We start from the raw sequence: 23255 nt of genomic DNA on the forward strand, positions 1-23255 counted from the left end.
GTGCGGCGGTGCTCGGCATTCTGAGCGACGGCTTCACGCTCATCGGCATCAACGCGTTCACGTTCAACATCATTCTCGGGGGCGCGATTCTCGCCGCGATGATCTTCAACATCCACGTCGGACGGATTCGCCGCAAGGGAGCACGGTGATGGCAGAACCGCAAACGGCTCCCGCAGCGCACGCCGATCACGCCAACCTCGCGCTGCGCGGCGACAATCTCGTCAAGCGTTTCGGCGCAGTCACCGCGCTCGACGGCGTGTCGCTCACGCTCGGCCAGGGCGAGATTCTCGGCATTCTCGGCGACAACGGCGCGGGCAAATCGACGCTCGTGAAAATCCTCACGGGGTTTCATCAGCAAACGAGCGGCACGCTGCACGTGCACGGCGCGGAAACGCTGCTCAAGTCCGTCGATCATGCGCGCTCGCTCGGCATCGAATGCGTGTATCAGGATCTCGCGCTCGCGAATTCGCTGTCGATCTACCACAACATGTTTCTCAATCGGGAGATCGTGCGGCGCGGTCCGTTCAGGCTCGTCGATCACAAGCAGATGCGCGAGCGCGCGGCGCAATGTCTCGAAGATATCGGCGTGCACGTGCCTTCCGTCGATCTGCCGGTGGAGCGTTTGTCGGGCGGTCAGCGTCAGGCGATCGCGGTCGCGCGCGCGGTGCATTCGAACGCGAAGATCCTGCTGCTCGACGAGCCGCTCGCCGCGATGGGCGCGCGCGAGGCCGCGCTCATCATCGATCTCGTGATGCGCCTGAAGGAAAAAGGCGGTCTCTCGATCATCATGATCATGCACAACTACGCGCAGACGCTCGACATCGCGGATCGCATCATGTTGATGCAGCGCGGCCGCGTGACCTACGAGCAGAAGAGCGCGAATACGTCAGTCGCGGAGTTGATGGATATCGTGCGGCGGGAATATCGGGCGATGCGCGCGACGACCGCTCAATAGCCGCCGTTCGAGCCGCGCGTCATGGATTACCGCAACCCCAGGCAACGCAAGAGCATGCACGGACGCATCGTGCAGGAGCTCGGTATGCAGATCGTGAGCGGCGGCATTGCGCCGGGCGAGCGTCTGCCCGCCGAGCCCACGCTCTGCGAAAGCTATGGCGTGAGCCGGCCGGTGCTGCGCGAGGCGACGCGCGTGCTCGTCGCGAAGGGGCTCGTCGTATCGAAGCCGCGCGTGGGCAGCGTCGTGCGCGCGCGCGACGAATGGCACATGCTCGACCCCGACGTGCTCGTGTGGACGATCAGCCATCTTCCCGAAGGCGAGTTCTTCCGCGCGTTGATGACGGTGCGCCAGATCATCGAGCCCGCCGCCGCCGCGCTCGCGGCCATCACCGCCACGGATGACGACATCGCGCGCATCGGCGCCGCGTATGAACGCATGGAAGGCGCGCAAGACGCCGCCGCTCTGCTCGATCCGGACCTCGAATTTCATCGCTCGATCATGGCGGCGACGCATAACGACATGCTCGCGTATATCGGCAACATGCTCTCGCTCGCGCTCACCGAATCGATCAAGCTCACGAGCCGTCATCCGAACACGCACGCGCTGTCGCTGCCGCGACACAAGGCGATCTTCACCGCTATCGTGAACCGCGACGCGCTCGCGGCGCGTCAGGCGAGCGTCGTGCAGCTCGACAACGCACGCGCCGACGCCACGTCGATCCTCGGCGGGGCGGCGCTCGAACACGACCGGCCGCTCGCGGGGTAACAATTCCCGATCGGTCGCGTCGAAACGTTTGCTTCAGACGAAATTCGTTCAAGTCCCGTTCATCCCCGCCGTAAACCCTATTGAGACCGGCTTCGACGCGGTCTTCTCTTCCCCTCCCGCTTCCGGCAGCGCCCTTTTCCGGACGGCTCACCGGGGTTAATCGACAAGCATTCCACCGTTCCTGCGTCCCACGCGGAATCAAGGTCCGTCATCGGTCCGTCCGCGTTCGTCCGGACGACTCGTGGAACGTGTGCCTACTTCGTGGACATGGATGTTGGCCATTTAGTAGTGCGCATTGACAATGACGAACTTCGCTTCTGCCGGTGATCCGGCTTTCCGCTTCATTCGATTCAAGGCCGTTACGCTCGCGGTTGCGGCAAGCGTGCTGCTTGCCGCATGCGGTGGCGGTGGCGGCGACAACAGCGCTTCATCAACGAACGCCACGCAGAGCGGCAGCGCGTCCGCGTCTTCCGTGAGCATCGCGGGATCGGATCTGCCGGCCTCGGGCACGGGAACGACGAAGCTCACGACGAGCCCGCCTGCCATCGGCACTGCGAACGTGCCCTCGACGACGCCGTCGTCCAACGCCGATAGCACGACGGACAGCACCCCGGCGAGCGGCGCGTCCTCGCCCGCCGCCAGCGCGCCTGCTCCGGCGTCCAGCCCGAATAGCACCGGCGGCAACGGCAGCATCACGCCGCCGCAGCAGTCCGCGCGGCTCTTCTATGGCGTGAACGGCCACAACAACGAGGGCGGCGCTTACGATATCTCCAGCCCCGCGCTGCAGCTTTCGCAATTGCAGGATCTCGGCGCGAAGCTGTATCGCAACGAGGTCTATAGCCAGGGCACCGCGAACAAGCTCGCGGGCGTCGCCGACATCATGGCGACCGGCGGCGTGACCGTGTATCCCGTGATCCTCATGGCCATCGACACGTTCATCAACGAAACCGACGGCTACAACGCTGGCTTCGCTCTCGGCCAACAGACGGCGAGTTCGCGCCGCTATCCGTACTACGAGGTCACGAACGAGATGGAAAGCGCGCTGCTGCTCGGCAATGTCGATGGCGTGTATCCGTCGCAATACGACCTCACGAAGTTCAGAATTCTGCGCGGCGTCATTCGCGGGATGATCGCGGGCATCAAGTCCGTCGATACGGCGGGAAAGATCATCATGGGCGGCGGCACGTGGCTGCACTATGGCTTCGCGCAGATGCTCGCGGCCGGCATGGAGCCGGACGGCAGTCTCGGGCATCCGGCCGTCGACTGGGACATCACGGCGTGGCACTGGTATTCGGATCAGAACGACATCACCCACGCCTGCGGCGGCACGGGTTGTCATAACGTGCTCGCGGCGCTAAAGGCGCTCGGCAAGCCGATCTGGATCAACGAGTTCGGCGTGCGCCCGAACTACGGCACCGACCAGCAGATCGCGGCGTATCTGGCCGGCAACCAGATGATGGCGCAGTTCGTGGCGCTCGCATCGACCTACGATATCGAATCGATCCAGAGCTACGAGCTTTACGACGATCCGTCGAACCTGCAAGGCGGAGGCGCGTATGGCTTGCTGAAGAACGACGGCCATACGCAGAAGCCCGCCTATGCCGCGTTCAAGAACTTCGTCGCCGCGAATCCTATGTGATGCTTGCGTCTTCGATCACCACACGGCCATTGTCGATGCGGATGGGAATGCGCCTGAGGCTCGCGCCGAGACACGGTCCATCGACGCACACGCCGTCTTCGAAGCGAAACATCGCGCTGTGATGGGCGCACATCAGCAGTCCGCCTTCGTAGGTCCAGAACGCGCCGGGCTCGTAGTTGAGCGGAATCGAGAAGTGCGGGCAGACGTTGCGATACGCCCACGCATCGCCGCCGCGTCGCAGCACGAGCACCGTCGGCGCGGCTTCGAGGCCGCCGCCATCGGGCACTTCGTGAAGCGCGCAGATATCGTTCGACGCCGGGTCAGTCACGCTCGCCCCCGCGGGATCAGCACGAAATCGCGCGCGGCGTCGTAGCCTTCCCTGCCCGCCACATACTCGATCACGAGCGAGCGCTTCACACCGAACACCGCATCGGAGCGCACGTAGGGATCGTCGGATGAATAGAGCGCGGTCGTCAGCGACTCGTAGCCGGGCGCGTCGATGCGGAAGTGAATGTGCGCGGGACGCATCGGATGACGGCCCGTCGCGACGAGCATCTGGCCGACGGGACCGTCGGTTGGAATCGGATAGCTCGTCGGCTTGATCGAATGGAACGCGTACGCGCCGTCCGCGCCGGTGCGAAAGCGCCCGCGCAGATTGCCTTCCGGCTGATCCGGGTCCTGGCCTTCGTACATGCCGTTCGGCGCGGTTTGCCAGACTTCGACGAGCGCATCGGCGACGGGCTTGCCGTTCACGTCGTTGACCGTGCCATGAAAGAACACCGGCTCGCCATCGCTCTGCGCGATGTTCGCGCCGAACGCCGATTCCTTCACGCCATCGCGATAGAACGGGCCGAGCAGGCTGCTCTCGGTCGCGGCGTCGTCGTGATGCTGGTTGATGTCGTCGAGCACGATCGAAAGCCCCAGCGTATCCGACAGCAAAATGAACTCCTGGCGGATGCCGTCGCACTTCTTGCCGGTCGCGGTGAGGAACTCGATGCCGCGTCGCCATTCGTCGTGCGTGAGATTCACCTCGCGCGCGAACGCATGCAGGTGACGCACGAGCGCGATGACGATTTCCTTCGTGCGCGCATCGGCGCAATGGCCGAAGGAATCGGTGACGGATTGCGTAAGTGACTCGTTCATGGTCGTCGTCCTTCGTAGGCCGCTTCGATCAATGCGCGCAGCGGCGCGCGTTCGACCGGACGCGGATTCCAGTACGGGCTCTTCAACGCGATATCGACGGCGATGTCGATATCGCTCCCTTTCATACCGATGTCCTTGAGCGCGGTCGGCGCCCCATTCACGCGCGCGAGTTCGAATGCGCCTTCGGCGGCGTCGTTCAAGCCTAATGCACGCGCGATGCGCTTCATCGCGTCGGGCGCGGCATCGCGGTTATAGGCCAGCGCGTGCGGCAGCACAATGGTATGCGTTTCCGCATGCGGCAGATTGAACGTGCCACCGAGCGTATGACACAGCTTGTGATGCAGCGACATGCCGACGCTTCCGAGCACGGCGCCGCACAGCCACGCGCCGTACAGACAATCGCCGCGCGCATCGAGATCGTCGGGCTTCGCGACGACCTTGCCGATGCCCTGCGCCAGCGCGCGAATGCCTTCTTCGGCCATCAGGCTCACGACGGGATTCGCGTCTTGCGCATACAGCCCTTCGGCCGCGTGCGCAATCGCGTTGATGCCGCTCGTCACCGAAAGCGACGCGGGCAGCGAGACCGTGAGTTGCGGATCGTAGATCACCGTCTTGGGCAGCACGCGCATGTCGCGGCCGGTCTTCTTCAGGCCCGCTTCGGTGAGGCCGTAGATCGGCGTCATCTCCGAACCCGCGTAGGTGGTCGGCACGGCGAGTATCGGCAGCGACGATGTCAACGCGATCGCCTTGCCGAGTCCCGTGGTCGAGCCGCCGCCGATGGCGATCGCGCAGTCCGCGCCGATACGCCGTGCATACTCGCGCGCCTCACGCGCCGTTTCGACGGGCACATGCATCACCGCTTCGGCGAACACGCCCGCCGCGCGATGTCCGATGCGCTCGGCAAGCGCTTCGGCCTGGTCGCGCTGCGGCGGCGTCGAGAGAATGAGCGCGCGCTGCGCGCCCAGAAGTTCGATCTCGCGTTCGAGATGTTCGATGCTTCCCGCACCGAACACCACGCGCGACGGCATGCCCTGATAAACGAACGATTGCATGATTTCGAGTGCGCTCAGCGCGGATAGTAAGGCGGAATATTGGCGTCGACATTCACCCACACCGACTTCGCCTGAGTATATTCGCGCATCACTTCGAAGCCCATCTCGCGTCCATACCCGCTTGCGCCGACGCCGCCGAATGGCGATCCCGGACTCACGCGCTTGTAGCAGTTGATCCACACCATGCCGCTCTTCAGTCGCCGCGCGAAGAGATGCGCGCGTTGCAGATCGCGCGTCCAGAGGCCCGCGCCGAGGCCGTATTCGGTGCCGTTGGCAATGGCGAGTCCTTCGTCATCCGAACTAAATGTGCTGACGGCGACGAACGGCCCGAACACTTCTTCCTGCGCGACGCGATCCGTCGGCTTCGCCTGCACGATGGTCGGCTCGACATAGCAGCCCTTCGCGAGCGCGGCGGCGTCCGGCGCTTTGCCGCCCGCAAGCACGCGCCCGCCCTGCTCGCGCGCGACATCGACATATGAGAGCACGCGATCGCGATGCATCTGCGACGTGAGCGGTCCCATCTCCGTCGAAGGATCGAGCGGATCGCCGATACGGATTGAGCGCGCGAGCGACGTGAAGCGTTCGAGCAGATCGTCGGCAATGGATTCGTGCACGATCAAACGCGACGCCGCAATGCACGCCTGCCCCTGGTTATGAAAGATGCCGAACGCAGAGCCTTGCACGACGGCGTCGAGATCGGCGTCGGCGAACACGACGTTCGCGCCCTTGCCGCCGAGTTCGAGTTGCACTTTCTTCAGATTGCCGCTCGACGCCTGCACGATCTTGCGGCCGACAGCCGTCGATCCGGTGAACGCCACCTTGCCGATCTCCGGATGCTCCGCGATGTATTGACCCGCGACGTGGCCGAGACCCGGCAGCACGTTCACGACGCCCGCGGGAAAGCCGACCTCGGCCATCAGCGCGGCAATCGCGAGGCTCGACAAGGGCGTGAGTTCGGCGGGCTTCATCACGACGCAATTGCCCGCCGCGAGCGCGGGCGCCATCTTCCAGCTCGTGAACATCAGCGGGAAATTCCACGGCACGACTTGCCCGACGATGCCGACCGGTTCGCGCGTCAGATAGTTGAGAAAGCCCGCTTCGACCGGAATCACCGAGCCTTCGAACTTGTCGGCCATGCCGCCGAAATAGCGGAACGTCGCGGCCGTGCGTGGCACGTCGAGATTGCGCGTGTCGCGGATCGGGTGGCCCGTGTCCATCGATTCGAGACGCGCGAGTTCGTCGGCGTTCGCTTCGATCGCATCGGCGAGTTTCAGAAGCAGGCGTCCGCGATCCGCCGCCGCCATCGCGCTCCACGCCGGGAATGCCTTTTTCGCGGCTTGCACCGCGCGGTCGACGTCCTCGCGGCCGGCCATCGAGACTTGCGCGATCTCGCTGTTGTCGTGCGGGTTCAGGGTCGCGAGCGTTTCGCCGGAAAGGGCGGGCACGAAGCGGCCGTCGATGAAGAGTTGCGTTTGCATGTCTTGCTCGTGTCGAAGATTGAAGACGAAACATTCCTCGCGACGCCTTTTTAAGGGCGTCATCGTGAAGCGTAAGAACGTGACGGACTTAGAACGCGACCGGATACGGCGGCAACTCGCCGCTTTCGTAGCGCTTGGGGAGATCGGGCGTCGCGTTCTCCCACACGAGCAGCATCGAGCGCTTCTGCGAATAACCCTTGTGACGAATGTCGGCGGGCATCGCGGCGATATCGCCGGCGTTCATCGTGATGCGCGCGCGCGGATCGCCGGTGTCCTTGTCGGCCACATCCCAGATGATCTGATCCGACAGTTGCAGGAACCACTCGACGCGATCGTTGCCGTGAAAGACCGGCAGCACGAATTCCTCGGTCGTCGGGCAAAAGAGGCTTTGCTTGCACACGGATGTCACCGACGGATTCCACGTCACGTCCGAGCGCGACAGATACTTGAAAAGACTGAACGCGTGCAACTGGCCTTCGAATCCGGGCTCGACATGAATCTCCGGCTCGTCCTGCGATACATCCGCGAACTGGCGATTCACCGGGAAGTCGTCGCGCAGTGGCGAATCGCCTTCGAGCCCCGGCATGCGCTTCGTCGCGATGCGCGTGCGGTCGATCGCCGCGATGTTGTCGCCGTGCTTCGCGCCGAACGCCGAGCCGGTTTCCTCGGGCGCCGCGAACGGATCGAAGCCTTCGTTGACCCAGTCCTTCAGAATCGCCTTGAAGGTCGCCATGATGATCGGCGTTTCAAATTGCTGCGTGTAATCGACGCCCGCCTCGCGAAGGCTCGCGTTATACGCGCCGGCATACATGTCGACCTTGCCGTAGTGATTGCGCGTGCCGATCACTTCGTCGAAGTTGACCCAGCCGTAGAAGAAGCCCCACGCAACGTCGCGCATCATCGCGCGCAGGAAGTCGTCGGCGTGCATCTGATGCGAGCGCGTCTGTCCTTGCGCCGGCCACTTCACGGTGACGAAATACGCGTCGCGGCTGAATTCGAAATCGCCGAGCCTGAAGGTGCGATAGCCCGTGGCCGCATCGGGGTCGGTCGCGACGACGCTCTGCAAAAAAACGGTTTGATCCATGATGGTGTGCTCCGAAAGATGAGAGTTCGCGGGATTCATTGAATGCAGATGTCGGCCCACTTCTCGACCGATTCGGCGCCGGCGATCGTCTGCACGAGCAGCACGCCGGTCTTTCGCGCTTCGAAGCGATACGCAGCGCCCGCCGGCAGCAGCGCCTGATGACCGCGACGCAAGCGCACGAAGCCCATCTTCTGGCCCGAGGGTTCGCCTTCGAGTTTCACCGTGCCTTCGATCTCGGTGCTCACCAGCGCGCCATCGGAAGGCTTGATGAAGTGCACGTCGATCTCGCCATCGAGCGCGACCACGAATTCATCGTGCGATGCCGTGAACCACGGCGACACGCCTTCGGCGCGCAGCGTTTCGATCACGTACTTGAGGTTCTTGCCGACGATAACTTTTTCATAGGGCGCGGAATGGCTCGCCACTTCGAACACGTTAGACATCACGTAATGCGAGGCTTGTCCCTTGATGATTTCGATGGTGCCTTTGCGATGGTTATCGAGGCTTCCGAACTGGGTCTGTTGCATGTCTGTCTCCATGTCTGCGTTCACGTTCGCGGTGTCGCTCTGGAATCAAGATTAGGGCTGCGAGGGGCGCGAGGCAATGAATCGAGGTTCGCGTTTGCCGAACGATGCGTGCTCGATCGCGACCCTAGGGAAAGTACTTACTTCTGCGCGCGTTCGTCCGCGAGCCACGGATAGCGCTGCGTGTCCGCGCCTTCGTAGTCCGGATCGAGATAGATGAAGCAGCGCTGAATCTTGAAGTCGCGAATTTCGAAGACATCGGTCCAGCGGCCCGCGTGCGTGACGCCTGCGCGCCAGTCCACGCCGCTCTTGGTCGTGCCGTAACTCGTGCCTTCGACGACCACCGTATCGCCCTGCTGGATCACGTTCAGATACGCGAGATCGTGCTTGAACTTCGCGACGATCGAGCCGAGATCCGCGAAGAGCTTTTCGAACGCCGCGCGTCCTGTCGCGATACCCCATTTGGGGAAATAGACTTCGGCGTTGTCGTCGAAGAGATCGAAAAATGCTGCGCCCCGATCGAGCCTGCGCAGATATTCGAGCGCAATGATCTTGCGCTGTTCGTCGGTCATGGTGATGGGGTTCATGCTCTCGTCTCCTGATGTGGGGTTCAATGCAGCGTGCGCAGATACGCGATGATCTTTTGCCGCCGTGCTTCATCGCCTTCGAAATAAGTCATTGCGTTGCCGGGCGCGACGGATTGCGTGTCGGTGAGCCACGCATCGAGCAGCTTCTCGTCCCAGACCTTGCCCGCCGCAGCCGCCTTCATGCCCGCCGAATACTTGAAGCCCGCCTCCGATGCCATCGGCTTGCCGACGATGCCGAAGAGATTGGGCCCTTGCCCGTTCGGTTCTCCCTTGCCGAAGGTGTGGCACACGGCGGAGTTGTTGGTCGTGAGCTTCTTGCCGATAGCGATCGGATCTTGTTGCGCATGGACGGCGGTGCTCGCAAGCGCAAGAACCGCGAATAGATTAGCTATCCGAATCATGATTGGGCTCCATTGGCGGATTGCGCCGCACGATAGGCAAACGCGATGATTGGCCCGAGCGTGCCGCCGCCCGCCCAGTAAGCGCGCGCGGACGCCGACGCGACGCAATTTCCGACGCCGTACAAGCCTTTGATCGGCTCGCCGCGCGTATCGAGTACTTGCGCGTGCGAGTTGGTTTTCGGTCCGCCCTTGGTATCGAGATTGCCCGCGACGATGAGCGCCGCGTAATACGGCCCTTTCGCCGCGAGCGGATACATCGTCTCGTTCTTCTGATCCGCTTTCTTCGATACAGGCCCGTTGAAAAGCTTCTCGACGATGCGCTCGCCACGATGAAAATCCTGGTCCACGCCCGTCTTCGCGAAGCCGTTGAAGCGCCTGATCGTCGCGTCGAGGTTGCGCACGAAATCGTCGGAGAGATCGGCGCCGCCGAGCGCGCTCTTGTACTTCGCCATGCGCTCGCGGATCGCGCTCGCCAGTTCCGCGAGCGTGTTGCCGCGCAGCACGTGCCGGTCGTTCGAACCTTTCGGCACGATGAGGCTGCCGTAGTCATCGCTTGCGCAATGGTCCTGCGCCTGCTGATCCCAGATTGAAACGAGCGTGAGATTCGGATACTCGCCCTTCGCGCCGTCCCATTCGGAGAATGTCGCGCAGACTTCGTTGTAGGCGAGCTTCTCGTTGACGACGCGCTTGCCGTACTTGTTCACGTACAGCATCGAATCGCCGGTCGGCGTGAAGATGCCGGATAGCGAACCGTCCTTCGCGATGGCCTTGTCGAGCGAGATCGGCGCCATCCACGAATAGTTCATGTTGCGCAACTGCACGTCGAGCGCGCTGGAAATGCGCACGAAGTCGCCTTCATTGGTCGGCGCCGCGCAGCCGCCATACACCGCGCCGTGCAGGAAGTTCTTGCGCAGTTCAGGATCGTGCGTGAAGCCGCCGGTCGCGAAGATCACCGCCTTTTTCGCGCGTACGCGAAAGAGCGTGCCCTCTTCCGTCAGCGATTCGACGCCGATCACCGCGCCCGTTTCATCGACGAGCACTTTCTGCACGCGATAACCCGTCTTTATGTCGATGCCGTCGCGCCTCGCCGCCGCGCTCATGGTGCGGATCGCGACGCGCCCGCCGTCGGACATGCTCGGCAAGCCGTCCTTCGGAAACAGCACGCGGCCGCGCGGCGCCTTGTCTTCGGGAAGCTCGGCCCAGTAATCCGGCACCGCGCCTTCATGCCGATACGGCAACGCGCCCTTGTTCGCGAGCAGTTCCGCCGCCGGCGATGCGCTGTCGTAGATCGCCTCGCACATCTCGTACTCCCAGTCCGACAGACCGAGCTTCGGCAGCGACGGATCGTATTGCTCGGGCCGCGACAGACGCGCGACATAGCGCATGTAATCGGGCTTCGGATCGGCGATGCCCGCGCGGCGCATCGGCTCGTTGTTCGGCACCCAGTACCAGAACGCGGCCTTCGCGGCCGTGCCGCCGACGCTGCCCGCCTTTTCCAGGATCGCGACGCGATTGCCCAGCCAGCGCGAGAACAACGCGCACGGCAAACCGCCGCCACCGCCGCCGCACACGACGACGTCGTACTCCGCGTCGAATTTGATGTCGCTCGCCGCGCGCGCCGTGAGCGACACCGCGCCGAACGCGGCGGCGGCCGTGCCGGCGCCTGCCGCTTTGATGAAGGTGCGCCGCGACGCGGCGGGAAGCTTGTTCGTCTCACTCATGTTCGTCTCCATCGTTTGAATGTGCTCACCAGTAGTGCCACGCCTGCACGAGAATCCCGTTGGTGAGCGTGGTGTTGCGCCCCGAAATCGAGTGCTGGTACTGGATCGAAAGCTGGTCGTACATCTTCTGGTGCAGGAACGGCAGGCTGTTCGGCTTGAACTGGAACAGCACGCCGAGTCCCACGGTCGTTTCGCGGCTCGCGCTGTTCGAGACCGGTATCGAAGCGGTCTGATTGAACGTGCCGCCGCTCGTCTGGTAATCGAGGCCGACGAAGGGAATCGCGAAGGGGCTGTCGGGCGGCGAGATGCTATAGCCGACACGCAGGTTGAGATGGAACGTGTTGCCCGGGCTCAGGTCGTCCTGGCCCGAGCGCAGCGTGCGCCCGCGCAGAATCCCGCCGAGCAGCAGATCGACGTTCAGGTGTCCGTACCAGTCGTCATAGAACACGGACGGCCAGAAGGACCACGTATTCGTCGATACCGCGTTCTGTCCGATCGGCACTTGCACGTAAGCCTGAAAACCGAGCGTCGTCGCGGGCGCGGGGTTGTACCAGACCAGCCCGCCGACGAGCGGATCGCCGATGCCGCTCGCCGAAAATTGCGAGCCCTGCGTGCGGATCGCGGGCAGCGTGATGCTCGCGTTGAAGCCGACGTGCGGCAGCGACGGCACTTTCCAGTAGTGAATGAACGTCGATAACCCGACGAACGTGTTCGTGCCCGGACCCGCGACCTGATCGCCATGCGAATCGAATGCGCGGCTATCGTGATTCCATTCGATGTTCTGGCCGAAGGAGTCGTAGGTGCCTTCGAAGTCGCTGCTGAACTGCCAGGTTTGCGGACGGTCGGTCGCGAAGGGAATGCCCGAGGCGAACGCATCGGCTGCGGGCGTCATCGAGCAGGTCGCGCCGAGCATGGCGAGCGCGCATGCGTGACGTCGTCGTATCGTTGATTTCGGGTGCCGCGTTTGCATCGTCGTCTCCGGTCGTTCGTGTCGTATGAGCGAACGTTACGGAAGGCGCGGCGCGCGGGTCTTTCAGGTTTTACGGATTACAGAATCCGGGCGAATCACCAGCGGATTGGGGTTAACACCGGGGCGCGAAGCGCGCACGCGGCGTTCGCGAACGGCGACCCATCGCGCGTGCAAGCGCCTCGCGCTCGCATCTATACTCGCGTGAACAGCGGCGTCCGATGGACCGGTGTCGAGCCGCGAAGAAAATGGAGACACGATCATGAGCGCCACCGCCGCGCCCGCCCGCATCGACCGTTTCAGCGCGGTCGCGGGCGTTCCCGGACTCGAATACTGCATCTCCGGGCCGCGCCCTTATTCGCTGGAACTGAGCAATTCCTCCGACATGATCTGCCTGCTGCTCGGCACGATCGTGTCCGACACGCGCTACGACGACGGCCCCGCCGCGCCCTTCACGTTTCGCGCGGAAACGGCGGCGTATCACCCGCGCGGCGGCAGCATGCGCATCGATGCGCATGACGTGCGGCACGGTTTCATCGCGTTTCGATATGCGGATGCGTTCGTAAACCGCATCGCCGATCGCAACGCGGAACCGTTGCGTCGCGCGGGCAGCCGCAGCAATCTCGACGCCGATTCGATCCGCCATCTCGTGCGCTATGCGCGTCAGAAGGCGCATGACGAATCGAGCAAGGTCGATGCCTGGGAGATGCAATGTGTCGCGACGCTCGCGTGGATCGAAACGACGCGCCATCTCGAACGCGCCGCGCGCGAGCGTAAATCCGCGCTGACAGACGCCGGTTTCGCGACGCTCGAAGCGTATGTCGCGGAGAACATCGAGCAAAGCCTTTCCTGCGCCGATATTGCCGCCGAACTTGATCTGCCCGTGCGCGCCGTCTTCGATGGCGTGAAGGCGCGCACCGGTTATTCGCTTTATCGCTATGTGCTGGAGAAGCGTATCGGCGCTGCCGCGCGCATGCTGCGTTCGGACGATGCGCCGCTCGTCGATATCGCCGCCGCGTGCGGATTCTCGTCGCAGCAACACATGACGGCGCTCTTTTCCGAACGGCTCGGCACGACGCCGCTGCGCTACCGGAAGGCCGCGGTTTAGCGGACGCGAACGGGCGCATACAGGAGAAAAGCATGGACCTCTTCATGTCGATGGAGGCCTTCGTTCGCGCAGCCGAAGCGCAAAGTTTCGCGAGCGCGGCGCGGCAACTCGGCGTGGCGAAATCGGTCGTCACATCGCGTGTGAAGCAACTGGAAGAACACTTCGGCGTCGCGCTGTTTCATCGCTCGACGCGCGCCGTGCGTCTTTCGGAAGTCGGCGAGTCCTACTATCAGGATTGCCTGCTGCTCGTATCGAAGGTGAACGAGTTGTCGGGGCGCGCGATTCCCGAAACGCAATCGCTCTGCGGCACGCTCAATGTTCATGTGCTTCCCGGTTTCGCACTCGGGCACTTCTCGCAGGCGCTGATCGCGTTTCGCGAGGCGCATCCGCGAATCGAGTTTGTCGTGACGGTGAACGATCGCGTGATCGATCCCGTGCAGGAAGGCTTCGATCTCGCGCTGCAGATCTATCCGCCCGCGTCGAATCTGCTCGTCGAGCGCAAGCTTTTTCCCGTGCGCGGCGTATTGTGCGCGACGCCCGCGTATCTCAAGGAAGAGCCCGCCATCGAGACGCCGCTCGATCTGCTGCGCCACGACTTCGCGCGCTATGCGCACTATCCGTGGGGCGATAACTGGCCGCTCATGAAGGGCAACGAGTGTTATGAAATCGCGCTCAATGCCGTGCTGAAAACCAATAGCGTGCATCTGCTGCTCGAATTCGCGCGCGCGGGCGCGGGCGTCGTCTATCTGCCGACGATGGTCGCCGCGAGCGATCTGCTCGAACGCCGTCTCGTGCGCGTGCTGCCCGACTACGCGGCGCCGCCGTTGTGGCTGTCCGCGGTATATCCGACCTCGCATCGTTCGACGACGAAGGTGAAAGCGTTCGTCGACTTTCTTCGCGAGCGCTATCTGAGCGAGCCGCAATGGGACAAGGCGCTCGGCATTTCGCCACCCGACGACGAAGAGCGCAACGTCGATGAAGAACTCGGCGATGTGTGATCGAAGCTACAGCACGTATAGCCACGCGAGCAACGTGACGATCGAAAAGAGCGTGCTCATCGAGATCACGGCGCCGACCACGCCTTTCTCGACGTCGTACTCTGACGCGAGCACGTAAGCGCTCTTCGCGGTCGGCACGGCGGCGCAGACGACCGCAGCGATGGTCGCGGTGCGATCGAGTCCCACCGCGAGGCACAGCGCGTACACGACGAGCGGCACGATCGCGAGCTTGAGCACGGTCAGCAGCGCGTAGAGACTCACGCGTCCGCGCAACTCGTCGAGCGTCAGGTCGAGGCCGATCGCGAAGAGCGCGCATGGCGTCAGCGCTTCGCCGAGTATGGTGAGAAACGACGCGACGGGCGCCGGCAACGTCAATCCGGCGACGGACCACAGCAGGCCGCAAATCGTCGCGAGAATCACGGGGTTGGTCGCAATCTGGCGAATGAGCGCCGCCACGTCGATCTTGCGCGACGCATCCATCCGGCCGATCTCGATCAACACGACGAGCACGGGAAACATGATCGCGCCGACGAACACGGTGGCGACCGCCGCCGCGAGCACGCCGGGCTTGCCATAAAGCGTCTTTAGAATCGGCAGCGCGACGAAGCCGGTATTGGTCATCGCGACGGCGGCGGCGAGCATCGCAGCCGACGCGAGACTTGCGCCGCGCGCGCTTCGCGCGACGAGCAACACGGCGGCGAAGCAGATCATCGAGCCGCCGCCGAACGCGCCGAGAAAGCGCCATTCGAGCAGCGAGCGAAGCGACTCGTCGGCAATGGTCAGGAAGACGAGCGCGGGCATCGCGACGTAGTAGGCGAAGCGCATCAGCGACGGCGCGAGCGCGTGCGGCATGTAGCCCGACACGCGCGCCACCCATCCGGTCAGGATGATGGCAAAGATCGGAAGGATCATGCCGGCAAGATGCATGGCGGGCTCCGATATTCGTACAGCGCCCGGGCGCGAATGCCCGTTTCTGAATGGGCACTATTATCGGAGAAAAACGTCGCGCGACGTGCAATCCTGCGCAGTCGAACTAGGGCGCGGCTAGCGCGCTTCCAGCAACGCGCGGGCTTCGTTGCTCGACAACACGCCGCGTGCCTCGCGATTCGCGGCGCTCGCGGCATACACATGCTGGCGCGCATGCGTGATCCCGAGCGGCGCGAAGCCGTTGGCCGGATTGAACGCGAGCCGGTCGATGTGCGCTTCGTCGTCGACGGAGGGCGGCGCATCGATTTCGAGCTCGCCGATCGTCACCACGTCCGACTTCCATGCAACCGATGCATCGTTGACGGGCGTCGTTTCTTCATCGACGAAGAATTGCACGCCGAGTTGCCACTTGACCGGGCCTTGCTCCACACGATTGCGGATATCCGCGCGCAGATAGTTGTCGCCGTGACGCTCGGCGTTGGTTCCGCTGGGCGTCGAAGGATGCGGATGCAGCGAGTACTTGATCGCCGCCTGCCCGAGTTGCACGACCGATCCCCAGTAGTGCTCCGTCGCCACGCTATCGACGTGATGCAAGCGGGTTTCCTTGAAAAGTATCGCCAGAATGCGCGCGCCCTCGACGGGCCCGAGTCTCGCCATCATCATCTCGCGCAAGCCCTGCGCGATCCCGCTGACCGTTCCTTCGGCAAGCAACGCGACGATGATGTCGGCGACCGCCATGAACTGGGCCGCATCGCGCGCGTGCGAGCGCCCGCCTTCGTTCGTCATCAGCAAGTCGGTTTCGGCGCCCTCCTCCGTGAAAAACTTGAGCGCGATGCCGCGAACGTCGGACGCGGTGTCGGCCTGCGCGCACGGTTGGCCGCTGGAGATGCGGCACGCGACGCGATAGGTTGCCGGGCGCTTCGCGAATGGGCCGAATCGCGCGGCTTCCGGAATATCATCTGTAATCCGAAGTATTCCGAAAGCGCCGAGCAATGATTTCTGATGTTGCGCGCGGTCGACCTGCCCGTTCAGGCCCGTGTGCCTGCTCGCGGCGAGCTTCGTCTGCTGCGCCCCGATCGCCGTGACGAGCATCGCGAGCGTGGCCGCGTCGTCGAGCTTGTCGGTCCAGCCGGTGCCATCGCTGACTGATTGAGTGGAGTTCACGATCAACCTCCGTTCGCGCGTTGGGTGACAGCGCGCTATTTAAGTTTAGGTGCTTCATCTGATTCGCGCCCTGGCATCGCGCCGGCCGCGATACTGCCGTCGGCGCGTGCTGCAAAGTAGCGATAAATCGCGTCGATCTGATTCTCGATCAGCGCATTCCCGCGATAGGCAGGCATGCCCCGCGGCGGATCGCCGTCGAGAACCGCGGCGATGAAGCGCTCACGGCTCTGCGTGCGCGCAAAGCCGACGATCGATGGCGCGGCGAGTCCTTCGTGGTCCCTGCCATGACAGCGCGCGCAGTCGGCCACGCGCACTGCGCGCCATGCATCGATAAGCGAGGCGTCGGCTGCGGGGGCCGCTTGAGAGCACGCGGCCAGCGAAACGCCGATCGTTCCCGCGATCAAGTACCGGCGCGGGCGTCGTGTCACGAGATTTCCCCGAGGCGCGACTCAACGAGTGCGCCCTGCAAGCCGGCCGATGTACTTCCATCCCTGATCGCGCATCCAGACATAGGTGAAGCCCGTCGGACCGTCGATGAAAACGGTCATCGGCCGCTCGCCGCCGGACGCCTCTTTTTGCGGCTCCGCAGAGGCCGGCGTGATGCGCGCTTCCGTGGGCTTTAGACGCGCGTCGCGATCGTCGAGACGCCAGCCGTCGTCCTCGGCATAGATCAGGCGCGACGTTCCGCCCGACGGCGTTTGAACCGTGAACGCAAGCGGACCGCCGTCGACGGCGATGGGACGTGCATCGGCAACGTCCGCGCCGTTCGCGGCGGCACCGATGCCGCACGCCAGCATGCCGATTGCGATGAACATCGCGCGCTTTATCTGATGGGATCTCATTTCGGGTACCTCCTCACTGGCCGCGCGGCGGCGGCTATCCAGATGTGCTTATGCATAGAGAACGAACGTGGCCTCGCCGAATGAGAAGCCTGGAGATCCGCGTGCGCCGGCGATTCGAACTCGCCGCTCAGCGTGAGCGCTGCGCTTGTCGCGGAAAAGAGCTTGTCGCGTGGGAACATCGCCACGCGTGACCGATAAGCGGCCGTCTTTTGATGGCCTCTACTATCGACCGAACGATCGTCTGAAAAAACCACGCATCGGGAGGGAGTCAGTCCCGCCATTGGGGGACTGCGAAATGGAGGGCGAGCGGCTGGAAGAGGAAGCGCAATCGTCTAAGGCGTCGAAGGCGTCCGCGGCGCATTCGGCACATCGTCATTGACCGCGATAGATATTGCAGCTCAGGCCCGGCGTGCAGAGTTGCATCGTGCTCATGGTGCCGACATCGCGCGATGCGCTGCCGGACTTGCTCGTCGACATCGCTCCGCCATAGCTGGAATCGTTCGTTGCCGTGCCGCTGTCTTGCGTATTTTGCTGCGCGTTGCTGCTTTGAGCGGGCGTCATCTGCATGTCCTGCGTTTGCGCGACGGCGCTCATCGCGAAGACGCCGGCGACCGTTGCGGCCAATAGAAGAGTTGCTCTCATTGTCACCACCTCTTGAGTCAAGGAAACGATTGAAGACTGCAAGCCTGCGACGAGCTTGCGAGCACGCATGCGGGAACCGGGTCGCGGGCGCTGGAAGGCGCGCCTTCCGGGCTGTTGATCGAACGTGCAGCTTGGAGCCCGTAAGCTCCGAAAGCGCGTGGCTGGTAGCACGCACTCCTACCGTATACCGCCGATCGGAAAAGTAAATTCCCGATCGGCGGTTTCCTTTGCCGACGCGCGTGGCAGGCACTTCGCGAACGCGCTTGCTTAAGCGGGCTGCGACATCGCGCCATGCATCGAGCTTTCACGCGAAGGCCTTTTCGAAAGAGACCAGCGGTTTTGATATATTGACTTCCCCGTCCGGGAGTTTTTTTCGATGCGTGTCGGCCGACCTGTCAAACCTCTGCCTCATCCAGACTGCGATTACTGCGGCGCGCCCGCGACACTGGCGCGCGCCGGCGACGAAGCCTATCCGTATCGCGAAGACCACGGTCCGCTCTGGATGTGCGCTGATTGTCAGGCGTGGATCGGCATCTTTCCGCGCAGCACGCGCAACGTTCCGCTCGGCCGTCTCGCCGATGCCCAACTGCGCGATCTGAAGGTAAAACTGCATGCGGTGCTCGAACCGCTCGTGCAGGCCAAGGTCCGGCGCGACGGCTGCAATGTATTCGAGGCGCGCTCCAAGGGGATGAAGTGGCTCGCGCAGGCGATCGGCGTCGAGCAGGACCCGTGCAGTATCCACACGCTGGATGCCGATCAGTGCGAGCGCGCGATCGCGTTCGTCGAGCATTTTCAACAGGAACGTGCGCGGCACCCTTCAGATTCGGCGATCGATGAACGTTAACCTGAATAGGTCAACCATCGATCCTCGCATGTCACGCACTCTTCCTTTCCAGCGCTCGCCCCGGGCGACGCGCGCCCGGCTCAGCAAGGCGCAGCTGCTTCCCATTCCGCGCGCGGTGGCGGACGAGCTTGCGCTCGCGGCGCATATCTCGTTGACGGCATTGCGCTCGGGCTCGCCGGACATCGCGCCGGCGCAGCACATCACCGAGGCGATGTATCTCACCAAGTTTCTCGCCGAAGCGGGACACGGCGACTTCTCGCACGAGGAACTGCTTCGCGCGGATCAGTCGATGGCCGCCGTGTTCGATGCCGGCCGCGAGTCCGGTTCGTGGACACTCGCGCCCGATGACTTCGAACGGCTCGCCGCGATCGTGTCGCTTTACGATCATCAGTTGCGGCGCGCGTCGCTCGCGGCCTTGTCGGTTGCGAGCGAGCGGCTCGAACGCTTCAAGGCCGGCGAGCCGTATCAGCCGATGCACACGCGCAAGTCGGCGCCGCTCTGACGCTCAGCGTTCGTCGTCAGAAGGCGGTACGCAAGCCGATCATCACGCTGCGGCCGCCTTCGGGCGCAATATCCCGCACGACCGAGCTTGCGTAACGCACTTCCTGATTGGTCAGGTTCTGGCCGCGTAAATAGGCGAGCCAGTTCGTCGAGCCGATGCGGAACTTGTACGTCAGGATGACGCCGAGCGTGGTGTAGCTGCCGGTCGGCAGGTCGTTTTCCGGCACGCGATTCTGCGCCCACGCGTGAACCAGCTCGGTTCTCGCGCCGTAGGGCCCATACGCGTAGTCGAGCGCGAGCGTCGCGCGCAGCGGTGAGATGCGCGGCAGCGCCTCGCCGGTATCCATATTGCGCGCGTGCGTGTAGTCCGCGACGAACTCGACATCGAGACGCTGCGCGCCCTTGGCGAAGACGCGCCACGTTCCGTCCAGCTCGACGCCGTAAAACTCCGCGCGCACGCCGCGGTAGACGGCTTCGTTGAGCGCGTCGTCGGTGCCGGGCGGGACGGGTTCATCGTCATCGTTGACAAGTCGGCCGGTGTTGAACTCCGTCAGGTAATTGCGAAAGCGGCTATAGAAGACGCCTGCGCTCGCTTTGTTCGGGCCGTTCGCGAAGCGAAACGACAAATCGGTCGAGATCGCTTTTTCTTTCTGCGCGTCCGGATTGCCGATCAGATACTGGCCGGTCGCATCGTGCGGGCCGTTCGAATAAAGCTCGTAATACGTCGGCGCGCGCTCCGTGTAGGCGACATTGCCGACCAAACTCCACGCCGAGTTCAACTTGAACAGCGCGCCGGCCGAGATGCTGCCCGCGTTGAAATCGCGCTTCGGCGAACCGGCGAATTTTTCGTTGCCGCCCGACGTCGGGTCGATGTTCACGTGTTCGTAGCGTGCGCCGATACTCAGCTTCAGCGCATCCGTGACCGACCACTCTTCCAGACCAAAAAGCGCCGCGTTGGTCGTCTGCGATGTCGGCACGAGCGCTTCGTCGCCGAGTGCCGAGAACGTGTTCTGGCTGAGTTGCACGCCGATCGCGCCGTCGAGCGGGCCGATCTTCCTGTGCCGCGCCTCGACCCGCGCCTCGTACCCATGATTGCGGAAGGTCGTGCCGGTTTCGCCGTCGTCGATTTCTCTGTGCTCGTAGTCGGTGTATGCGAAGTCGAACTTCAACTGGGTGAACGGTCCCTGCAGATTGCGTATCTCCGACGCCGCCGCGATGTGGTCCTGATGCATGCGCAGGCGCACGTCGTCCTCGGCGACGGAGCCATAGTTCGCGTCGTAACCGTTGTAGCTGACGCCCGCGTAACCGTCCGCCCATGTGTAGGACGATCCGACGGCGCCGCCATGCCAGCGGCCATCGCTGTTCGGGATGCGGCCATAGGGCTGCGCAACGTCGGGGCCGTCGAGCGCGCGTTGACGATCGGAATGCGCGAAGCCGGGAATGCGCTCATTGCTCGTGTCGCGATCGAAGGCATCGACGTGAAACGCGAATCGGCCGTTTCCGCCTTCGACTTGCGCCGCGCCGGCGCGGGCATCGTTGGCGCCGCCGTAGCTGGCATCGACTTGTCCCGAGACGCCTTCGATTGACTCGCGCGGAATCCGGTTGTCGATCGTGTTCACCACCCCGCCGATCGCGTTGCCGCCGTACAGCAATGCGGCCGGTCCGCGCACGATTTCCACGCGTTCCACCGACAACGCGTCTTGCGGCACGGCGTGGTCGTACGACAGCGACGATGCGTCGTATGCCGCGACGCCGTTTTGCAACATGCGGATCCGGTCGCCATCCATGCCGCGGATGATCGGTCTTCCGACCATCGGCCCGTAGGTCGTCGTGGAGACGCCGGGTAATCCGTTGAGCGTTTCCCCGATGGAGTCGGCGCGGCGTAGCGTGAGAGCGTTTCCGCTTAGCGCGCTGGTCGGGGATACCAACGTACTGGAGCCGAGCGGGTTCGCGGTGACGAAGATCGGCGGGATCGGTGTGTCGTCGATCGCCTGCGATTGGGCTCGCGCCAGGGTGGTGATCAGAAGCGCGGTCCAGGGAAAGAGTTTGGAGGCGCGCGGGGCGGTGGCGGTAGGTTTGGAAGTTATCACGTTCTTGTATGTGATGTTATAACGTTGCTTACGTCGAACGGTTGATGGGTGCTTTCGGGTGGTCTCTGCATTGCGGATGAGATGATATAACGTATCTTTTTGTAACGCTAGGCTGGATGCGGAGGACCGTCTCTCCGCTAGATGTAGGACACGGGATATGTATCGTTCGATACAGTTGGCAGCGCGCACGCGCATCCGAAGTCATCGATCCCGGGCGCGTGGCACCATACGGCTCGATCGCGCCGTTCGATATGCCACTTTCCGTGAAACAAATTCGGATTCTCTCTTTAAGCCGCTGATTTAACTGGATTTTTTACGATTTAATTTCGACGTGAATTGTTTCACGGCGGGCTGATCGGCGATTTCTATCACCGATGCGTATTGCGAACGTTTAAACGATGCACCGGCGGCGTCAGAGGCTTCAATGCCGCTGCGAATTTCCTCTTCACGTGGTTTTTCAAGGTGACGCGCCTAGACGCTGACTCGAAAGCTGCCGGAAGCGCTCGTTCACGGCGGTGGGTTCAACTCAGCCTATTGGCAATTCGATCTGTCGCGACAGCGTGCTCTTCTCTCGCGTTTCGTCGGCCAATGACTTAACGCGAGGGGCGACGCCGTGCTCGTCCACGGGGTTTCATCGGCCGGGAGCTAACGCGAGTCGCGGCGCCGTGCCCTCTCATGGGGGTTCCTCGGCGAGGAGACTTACGCGCAATACCGACCCTGTGACCTTGCATCGGTGCTGCTCGCAATGAGTAGCCCATCTGCATTGAGCATCGATCTTCGCCGTCCGCCGCTTCGCGGTTTGATCGGACCTCCCTCGCGCTACGGCACGCAGTCGACGGGCCAATCATTGAATTGCTGGAATCATCGCTGGGGGCGCTCCGCTGAACACGGCGCTTCATTTTGCCGAGGCGCCGTCCGTGTCGCCTGCCTTTATGCGGCATGACGTTCGCAGCGAAGTGCCGGCCGCACTCGCTGCGTTTTCAACAAGCAAGGCTCTGTCGCGCGGGCCCTTTTTCTCGACCGGGCAATTGAGGCTTACCACGTCGCTGAGCTCGTTGAGCTTTTCACTGGCACGCGCGGGATGCCCGTGATCACCGCGACCCGCTGCATGCTCGGGATTGCGTCACGTGGCGAACGCGTTGGGCGCGTCTCCGTTGATCGGACCGACGTGGGGCATCGGGAACTGAGCGCCGGTGGCAAGCGCGCACGATGCGATAAAACCGCGGCGCGGTGTTTTCATCGGCTTCCTGCGCGTTGTACATGCACGCCAGCTAGTCCCGCGAGTCCGTAGAAAAAGGAATTCATGCCAAGCGCGACGATCAGCGCGAGCATCCCGTCATTCCGTCCGCCGGTTCTTCCGCAGTCGGGTCGGCAGGGGCTCAGGTTCGAGTGTCCGAATTCGGACACTTGCGAAGACTGGTCGATCGAGCGGAGAACGTGCGCGGCTGCTTCCGCTGGCTAAGGAGCCATCGGTGGTCTATTCAGAAGAAGCAGAGTCGCCGCGTGGAGTTGGATGAACCTGCGGCGTCGCGACGGCGTACCAATTTCGTAAACTAGCTTGAACCGGATCGCTCGCATCCCGAGCGAGGACAAGCGGATTTTCTCGGCGGCATTTATTCGGCACTCGGAGCCCGCACGTGGGGATGATCAAAGTGGCCGCACTCAAAGTGTCCGAATTCGGACACCAGACCGCGTATTGATTCAGGTGCGCCGCAGTGTCCGAATTCGGACACTTCATACAAGCCCAACAGCTATTCGAACCCATCGCGACATTAATCTCAACCCGTTGGCCACAAAAAAAACCGCCGAAGCGGGTTTCAAAC

The 23255-nt window shown here is 63.2% G+C and carries 24 protein-coding genes and 2 pseudogenes; 8 read left to right on the forward strand and 18 right to left on the reverse strand.

Features of this window, described 5'->3' with window-relative positions; translation table 11 throughout:
* The 3 genes and pseudogenes from AWB82_RS36790 to AWB82_RS19500 all read left to right on the forward strand — a co-directional run.
* Positions 1-149: pseudogene (locus AWB82_RS36790) on the forward strand (ABC transporter permease); the annotation flags it as partial.
* Positions 149-955, forward strand: a complete 807-nt coding sequence (locus AWB82_RS19495) for an ATP-binding cassette domain-containing protein (protein ID WP_086970090.1) — start codon at positions 149-151, stop codon at positions 953-955. The pseudogene AWB82_RS36790 and the gene AWB82_RS19495, both read left to right, overlap by 1 nt.
* A 21-nt stretch (positions 956-976) precedes the next feature.
* Complete coding sequence (locus AWB82_RS19500) at positions 977-1720, forward strand: FadR/GntR family transcriptional regulator (protein WP_086970091.1); 744 nt, start codon at positions 977-979, stop codon at positions 1718-1720.
* Between the two features lie 282 nt (positions 1721-2002).
* On the opposite strand, the gene AWB82_RS37165 is transcribed toward AWB82_RS19500, so the two are convergent.
* Entirely contained in the window at positions 2003-2200 is a 198-nt protein-coding gene (locus tag AWB82_RS37165; RefSeq protein WP_143756779.1) for a hypothetical protein, read from the reverse strand.
* Between AWB82_RS37165 and AWB82_RS19510 the strand changes: the two genes are divergently transcribed.
* Positions 2193-3359, forward strand: a complete 1167-nt coding sequence (locus AWB82_RS19510; protein ID WP_235023360.1) for a glycoside hydrolase family protein — start codon at positions 2193-2195, stop codon at positions 3357-3359. The two genes, AWB82_RS37165 and AWB82_RS19510, sit on opposite strands and share 8 nt — an antisense overlap.
* Here the strand turns inward: AWB82_RS19510 and AWB82_RS19515 are convergent.
* The 10 genes from AWB82_RS19515 to AWB82_RS19560 form a co-directional block, all read right to left on the reverse strand.
* Complete coding sequence (locus tag AWB82_RS19515) at positions 3352-3687, reverse strand: Rieske (2Fe-2S) protein (protein WP_235023361.1); 336 nt, start codon at positions 3685-3687, stop codon at positions 3352-3354. The genes AWB82_RS19510 and AWB82_RS19515 overlap by 8 nt on opposite strands.
* Positions 3684-4502 (reverse strand): intradiol ring-cleavage dioxygenase, encoded by an 819-nt coding sequence (locus tag AWB82_RS19520; protein ID WP_086970097.1) that lies wholly within the window; start codon positions 4500-4502, stop codon positions 3684-3686. Before AWB82_RS19520 ends, AWB82_RS19515 begins: the two co-directional genes overlap by 4 nt.
* The gene (locus tag AWB82_RS19525; protein WP_086970099.1) at positions 4499-5554 is read right to left on the reverse strand and encodes a maleylacetate reductase; all 1056 of its coding nucleotides are present in this window, start codon (positions 5552-5554) and stop codon (positions 4499-4501) included. Before AWB82_RS19525 ends, AWB82_RS19520 begins: the two co-directional genes overlap by 4 nt.
* 14 nt (positions 5555-5568) lie before the next feature.
* On the reverse strand, positions 5569-7032 hold the full coding sequence (locus AWB82_RS19530; protein ID WP_086970101.1) for an aldehyde dehydrogenase family protein: 1464 nt from the start codon (positions 7030-7032) through the stop codon (positions 5569-5571).
* Positions 7033-7120: 88 nt separating this feature from the next.
* A complete protein-coding gene (locus AWB82_RS19535; RefSeq protein WP_086970226.1) occupies positions 7121-8116 on the reverse strand; it encodes a hydroxyquinol 1,2-dioxygenase in 996 nt (331 codons plus the stop codon).
* A gap of 35 nt (positions 8117-8151) precedes the next feature.
* A complete protein-coding gene (locus tag AWB82_RS19540; protein ID WP_086970103.1) occupies positions 8152-8643 on the reverse strand; it encodes a cupin domain-containing protein in 492 nt (163 codons plus the stop codon).
* Between the two features lie 137 nt (positions 8644-8780).
* Positions 8781-9227, reverse strand: a complete 447-nt coding sequence (locus AWB82_RS19545) for a nuclear transport factor 2 family protein (protein WP_086970105.1) — start codon at positions 9225-9227, stop codon at positions 8781-8783.
* 23 nt (positions 9228-9250) lie between these two features.
* Positions 9251-9628: a c-type cytochrome gene (locus AWB82_RS19550; protein ID WP_086970107.1), complete on the reverse strand. Its 378-nt coding sequence runs from the start codon at positions 9626-9628 to the stop codon at positions 9251-9253.
* A complete protein-coding gene (locus tag AWB82_RS19555) occupies positions 9625-11349 on the reverse strand; it encodes an FAD-dependent oxidoreductase (RefSeq protein ID WP_086970109.1) in 1725 nt (574 codons plus the stop codon). Before AWB82_RS19555 ends, AWB82_RS19550 begins: the two co-directional genes overlap by 4 nt.
* Positions 11350-11374: 25 nt before the next feature.
* Positions 11375-12319, reverse strand: a complete 945-nt coding sequence (locus AWB82_RS19560; RefSeq protein ID WP_235023362.1) for a transporter — start codon at positions 12317-12319, stop codon at positions 11375-11377.
* 259 nt (positions 12320-12578) lie between these two features.
* Here AWB82_RS19560 and AWB82_RS19565 point away from each other — a divergent pair, with 259 nt between their 5' ends.
* On the forward strand, positions 12579-13424 hold the full coding sequence (locus tag AWB82_RS19565; protein WP_086970112.1) for a helix-turn-helix domain-containing protein: 846 nt from the start codon (positions 12579-12581) through the stop codon (positions 13422-13424).
* Positions 13425-13456: 32 nt separating this feature from the next.
* Positions 13457-14422 (forward strand): LysR family transcriptional regulator, encoded by a 966-nt coding sequence (locus AWB82_RS19570; protein WP_008346131.1) that lies wholly within the window; start codon positions 13457-13459, stop codon positions 14420-14422.
* Positions 14423-14428: 6 nt separating this feature from the next.
* On the opposite strand, the gene AWB82_RS19575 is transcribed toward AWB82_RS19570, so the two are convergent.
* The 5 genes from AWB82_RS19575 to AWB82_RS19595 all read right to left on the reverse strand — a co-directional run bounded on the left by AWB82_RS19575 (position 14429) and on the right by AWB82_RS19595 (position 17997).
* Positions 14429-15349 carry an AEC family transporter gene (locus AWB82_RS19575; protein WP_086970114.1) on the reverse strand — a complete coding sequence of 307 codons (921 nt, stop codon included), beginning with the start codon at positions 15347-15349 and terminating at the stop codon, positions 14429-14431.
* Between the two features lie 117 nt (positions 15350-15466).
* On the reverse strand, positions 15467-16513 hold the full coding sequence (locus AWB82_RS19580; RefSeq protein ID WP_235023363.1) for a catalase: 1047 nt from the start codon (positions 16511-16513) through the stop codon (positions 15467-15469).
* Positions 16514-16548: 35 nt separating this feature from the next.
* Positions 16549-16821 (reverse strand): c-type cytochrome, encoded by a 273-nt coding sequence (locus AWB82_RS19585; protein WP_235023364.1) that lies wholly within the window; start codon positions 16819-16821, stop codon positions 16549-16551.
* 141 nt (positions 16822-16962) lie between these two features.
* Entirely contained in the window at positions 16963-17355 is a 393-nt protein-coding gene (locus tag AWB82_RS19590) for a hypothetical protein (RefSeq protein WP_086970119.1), read from the reverse strand.
* A 372-nt stretch (positions 17356-17727) separates the two neighbouring features.
* Entirely contained in the window at positions 17728-17997 is a 270-nt protein-coding gene (locus tag AWB82_RS19595) for a hypothetical protein (protein ID WP_235023365.1), read from the reverse strand.
* A 376-nt stretch (positions 17998-18373) separates the two neighbouring features.
* Between AWB82_RS19595 and AWB82_RS19600 the strand changes: the two genes are divergently transcribed.
* Both AWB82_RS19600 and AWB82_RS19605 read left to right on the forward strand, forming a co-directional pair.
* Positions 18374-18841 (forward strand): zinc-finger-containing protein, encoded by a 468-nt coding sequence (locus tag AWB82_RS19600; protein ID WP_086970122.1) that lies wholly within the window; start codon positions 18374-18376, stop codon positions 18839-18841.
* A 28-nt stretch (positions 18842-18869) separates the two neighbouring features.
* Positions 18870-19343 carry a hypothetical protein gene (locus AWB82_RS19605; RefSeq protein WP_086970124.1) on the forward strand — a complete coding sequence of 158 codons (474 nt, stop codon included), beginning with the start codon at positions 18870-18872 and terminating at the stop codon, positions 19341-19343.
* A gap of 16 nt (positions 19344-19359) precedes the next feature.
* Here AWB82_RS19605 and AWB82_RS19610 read toward each other — a convergent pair whose 3' ends face one another.
* On the reverse strand, positions 19360-21366 hold the full coding sequence (locus AWB82_RS19610; RefSeq protein WP_235023367.1) for a TonB-dependent receptor: 2007 nt from the start codon (positions 21364-21366) through the stop codon (positions 19360-19362).
* Positions 21367-22558: 1192 nt separating this feature from the next.
* Positions 22559-22791, reverse strand: a pseudogene (locus AWB82_RS39185) (protease HtpX); the annotation flags it as partial.
* Positions 22792-23255 lie beyond the last annotated feature (464 nt).

It is taken from the genome of Caballeronia glebae (assembly GCF_001545035.1).
GTDB lineage: Bacteria > Pseudomonadota > Gammaproteobacteria > Burkholderiales > Burkholderiaceae > Caballeronia > Caballeronia glebae.

Excerpts from the sequence above, each read along its gene's own strand:
- AWB82_RS19525 (WP_086970099.1), bottom strand. The coding sequence starts at position 5,554 with ATGCAATCGTTCGTTTATCAGGGCATGCCGTCGCGCGTGGTGTTCGGT.
- AWB82_RS19520 (WP_086970097.1), bottom strand. The coding sequence starts at position 4,502 with ATGAACGAGTCACTTACGCAATCCGTCACCGATTCCTTCGGCCATTGC.
- AWB82_RS19555 (WP_086970109.1), bottom strand. The coding sequence starts at position 11,349 with ATGAGTGAGACGAACAAGCTTCCCGCCGCGTCGCGGCGCACCTTCATC.
- AWB82_RS19545 (WP_086970105.1), bottom strand. The coding sequence starts at position 9,227 with ATGAACCCCATCACCATGACCGACGAACAGCGCAAGATCATTGCGCTC.
- AWB82_RS19495 (WP_086970090.1), top strand. The coding sequence starts at position 149 with ATGGCAGAACCGCAAACGGCTCCCGCAGCGCACGCCGATCACGCCAAC.
- AWB82_RS19600 (WP_086970122.1), top strand. The coding sequence starts at position 18,374 with ATGCGTGTCGGCCGACCTGTCAAACCTCTGCCTCATCCAGACTGCGAT.
- AWB82_RS19595 (WP_235023365.1), bottom strand. The coding sequence starts at position 17,997 with ATGAGAGCAACTCTTCTATTGGCCGCAACGGTCGCCGGCGTCTTCGCG.
- AWB82_RS19530 (WP_086970101.1), bottom strand. The coding sequence starts at position 7,032 with ATGCAAACGCAACTCTTCATCGACGGCCGCTTCGTGCCCGCCCTTTCC.
- AWB82_RS37165 (WP_143756779.1), bottom strand. The coding sequence starts at position 2,200 with ATGCTCACGGAAGACGCGGACGCGCTGCCGCTCTGCGTGGCGTTCGTT.
- AWB82_RS19550 (WP_086970107.1), bottom strand. The coding sequence starts at position 9,628 with ATGATTCGGATAGCTAATCTATTCGCGGTTCTTGCGCTTGCGAGCACC.
- AWB82_RS19570 (WP_008346131.1), top strand. The coding sequence starts at position 13,457 with ATGGACCTCTTCATGTCGATGGAGGCCTTCGTTCGCGCAGCCGAAGCG.
- AWB82_RS19575 (WP_086970114.1), bottom strand. The coding sequence starts at position 15,349 with ATGCATCTTGCCGGCATGATCCTTCCGATCTTTGCCATCATCCTGACC.
- AWB82_RS19565 (WP_086970112.1), top strand. The coding sequence starts at position 12,579 with ATGAGCGCCACCGCCGCGCCCGCCCGCATCGACCGTTTCAGCGCGGTC.
- AWB82_RS19590 (WP_086970119.1), bottom strand. The coding sequence starts at position 17,355 with ATGAGATCCCATCAGATAAAGCGCGCGATGTTCATCGCAATCGGCATG.
- AWB82_RS19540 (WP_086970103.1), bottom strand. The coding sequence starts at position 8,643 with ATGCAACAGACCCAGTTCGGAAGCCTCGATAACCATCGCAAAGGCACC.
- AWB82_RS19500 (WP_086970091.1), top strand. The coding sequence starts at position 977 with ATGGATTACCGCAACCCCAGGCAACGCAAGAGCATGCACGGACGCATC.
- AWB82_RS19535 (WP_086970226.1), bottom strand. The coding sequence starts at position 8,116 with ATGGATCAAACCGTTTTTTTGCAGAGCGTCGTCGCGACCGACCCCGAT.
- AWB82_RS19605 (WP_086970124.1), top strand. The coding sequence starts at position 18,870 with ATGTCACGCACTCTTCCTTTCCAGCGCTCGCCCCGGGCGACGCGCGCC.
- AWB82_RS19560 (WP_235023362.1), bottom strand. The coding sequence starts at position 12,319 with ATGCAAACGCGGCACCCGAAATCAACGATACGACGACGTCACGCATGC.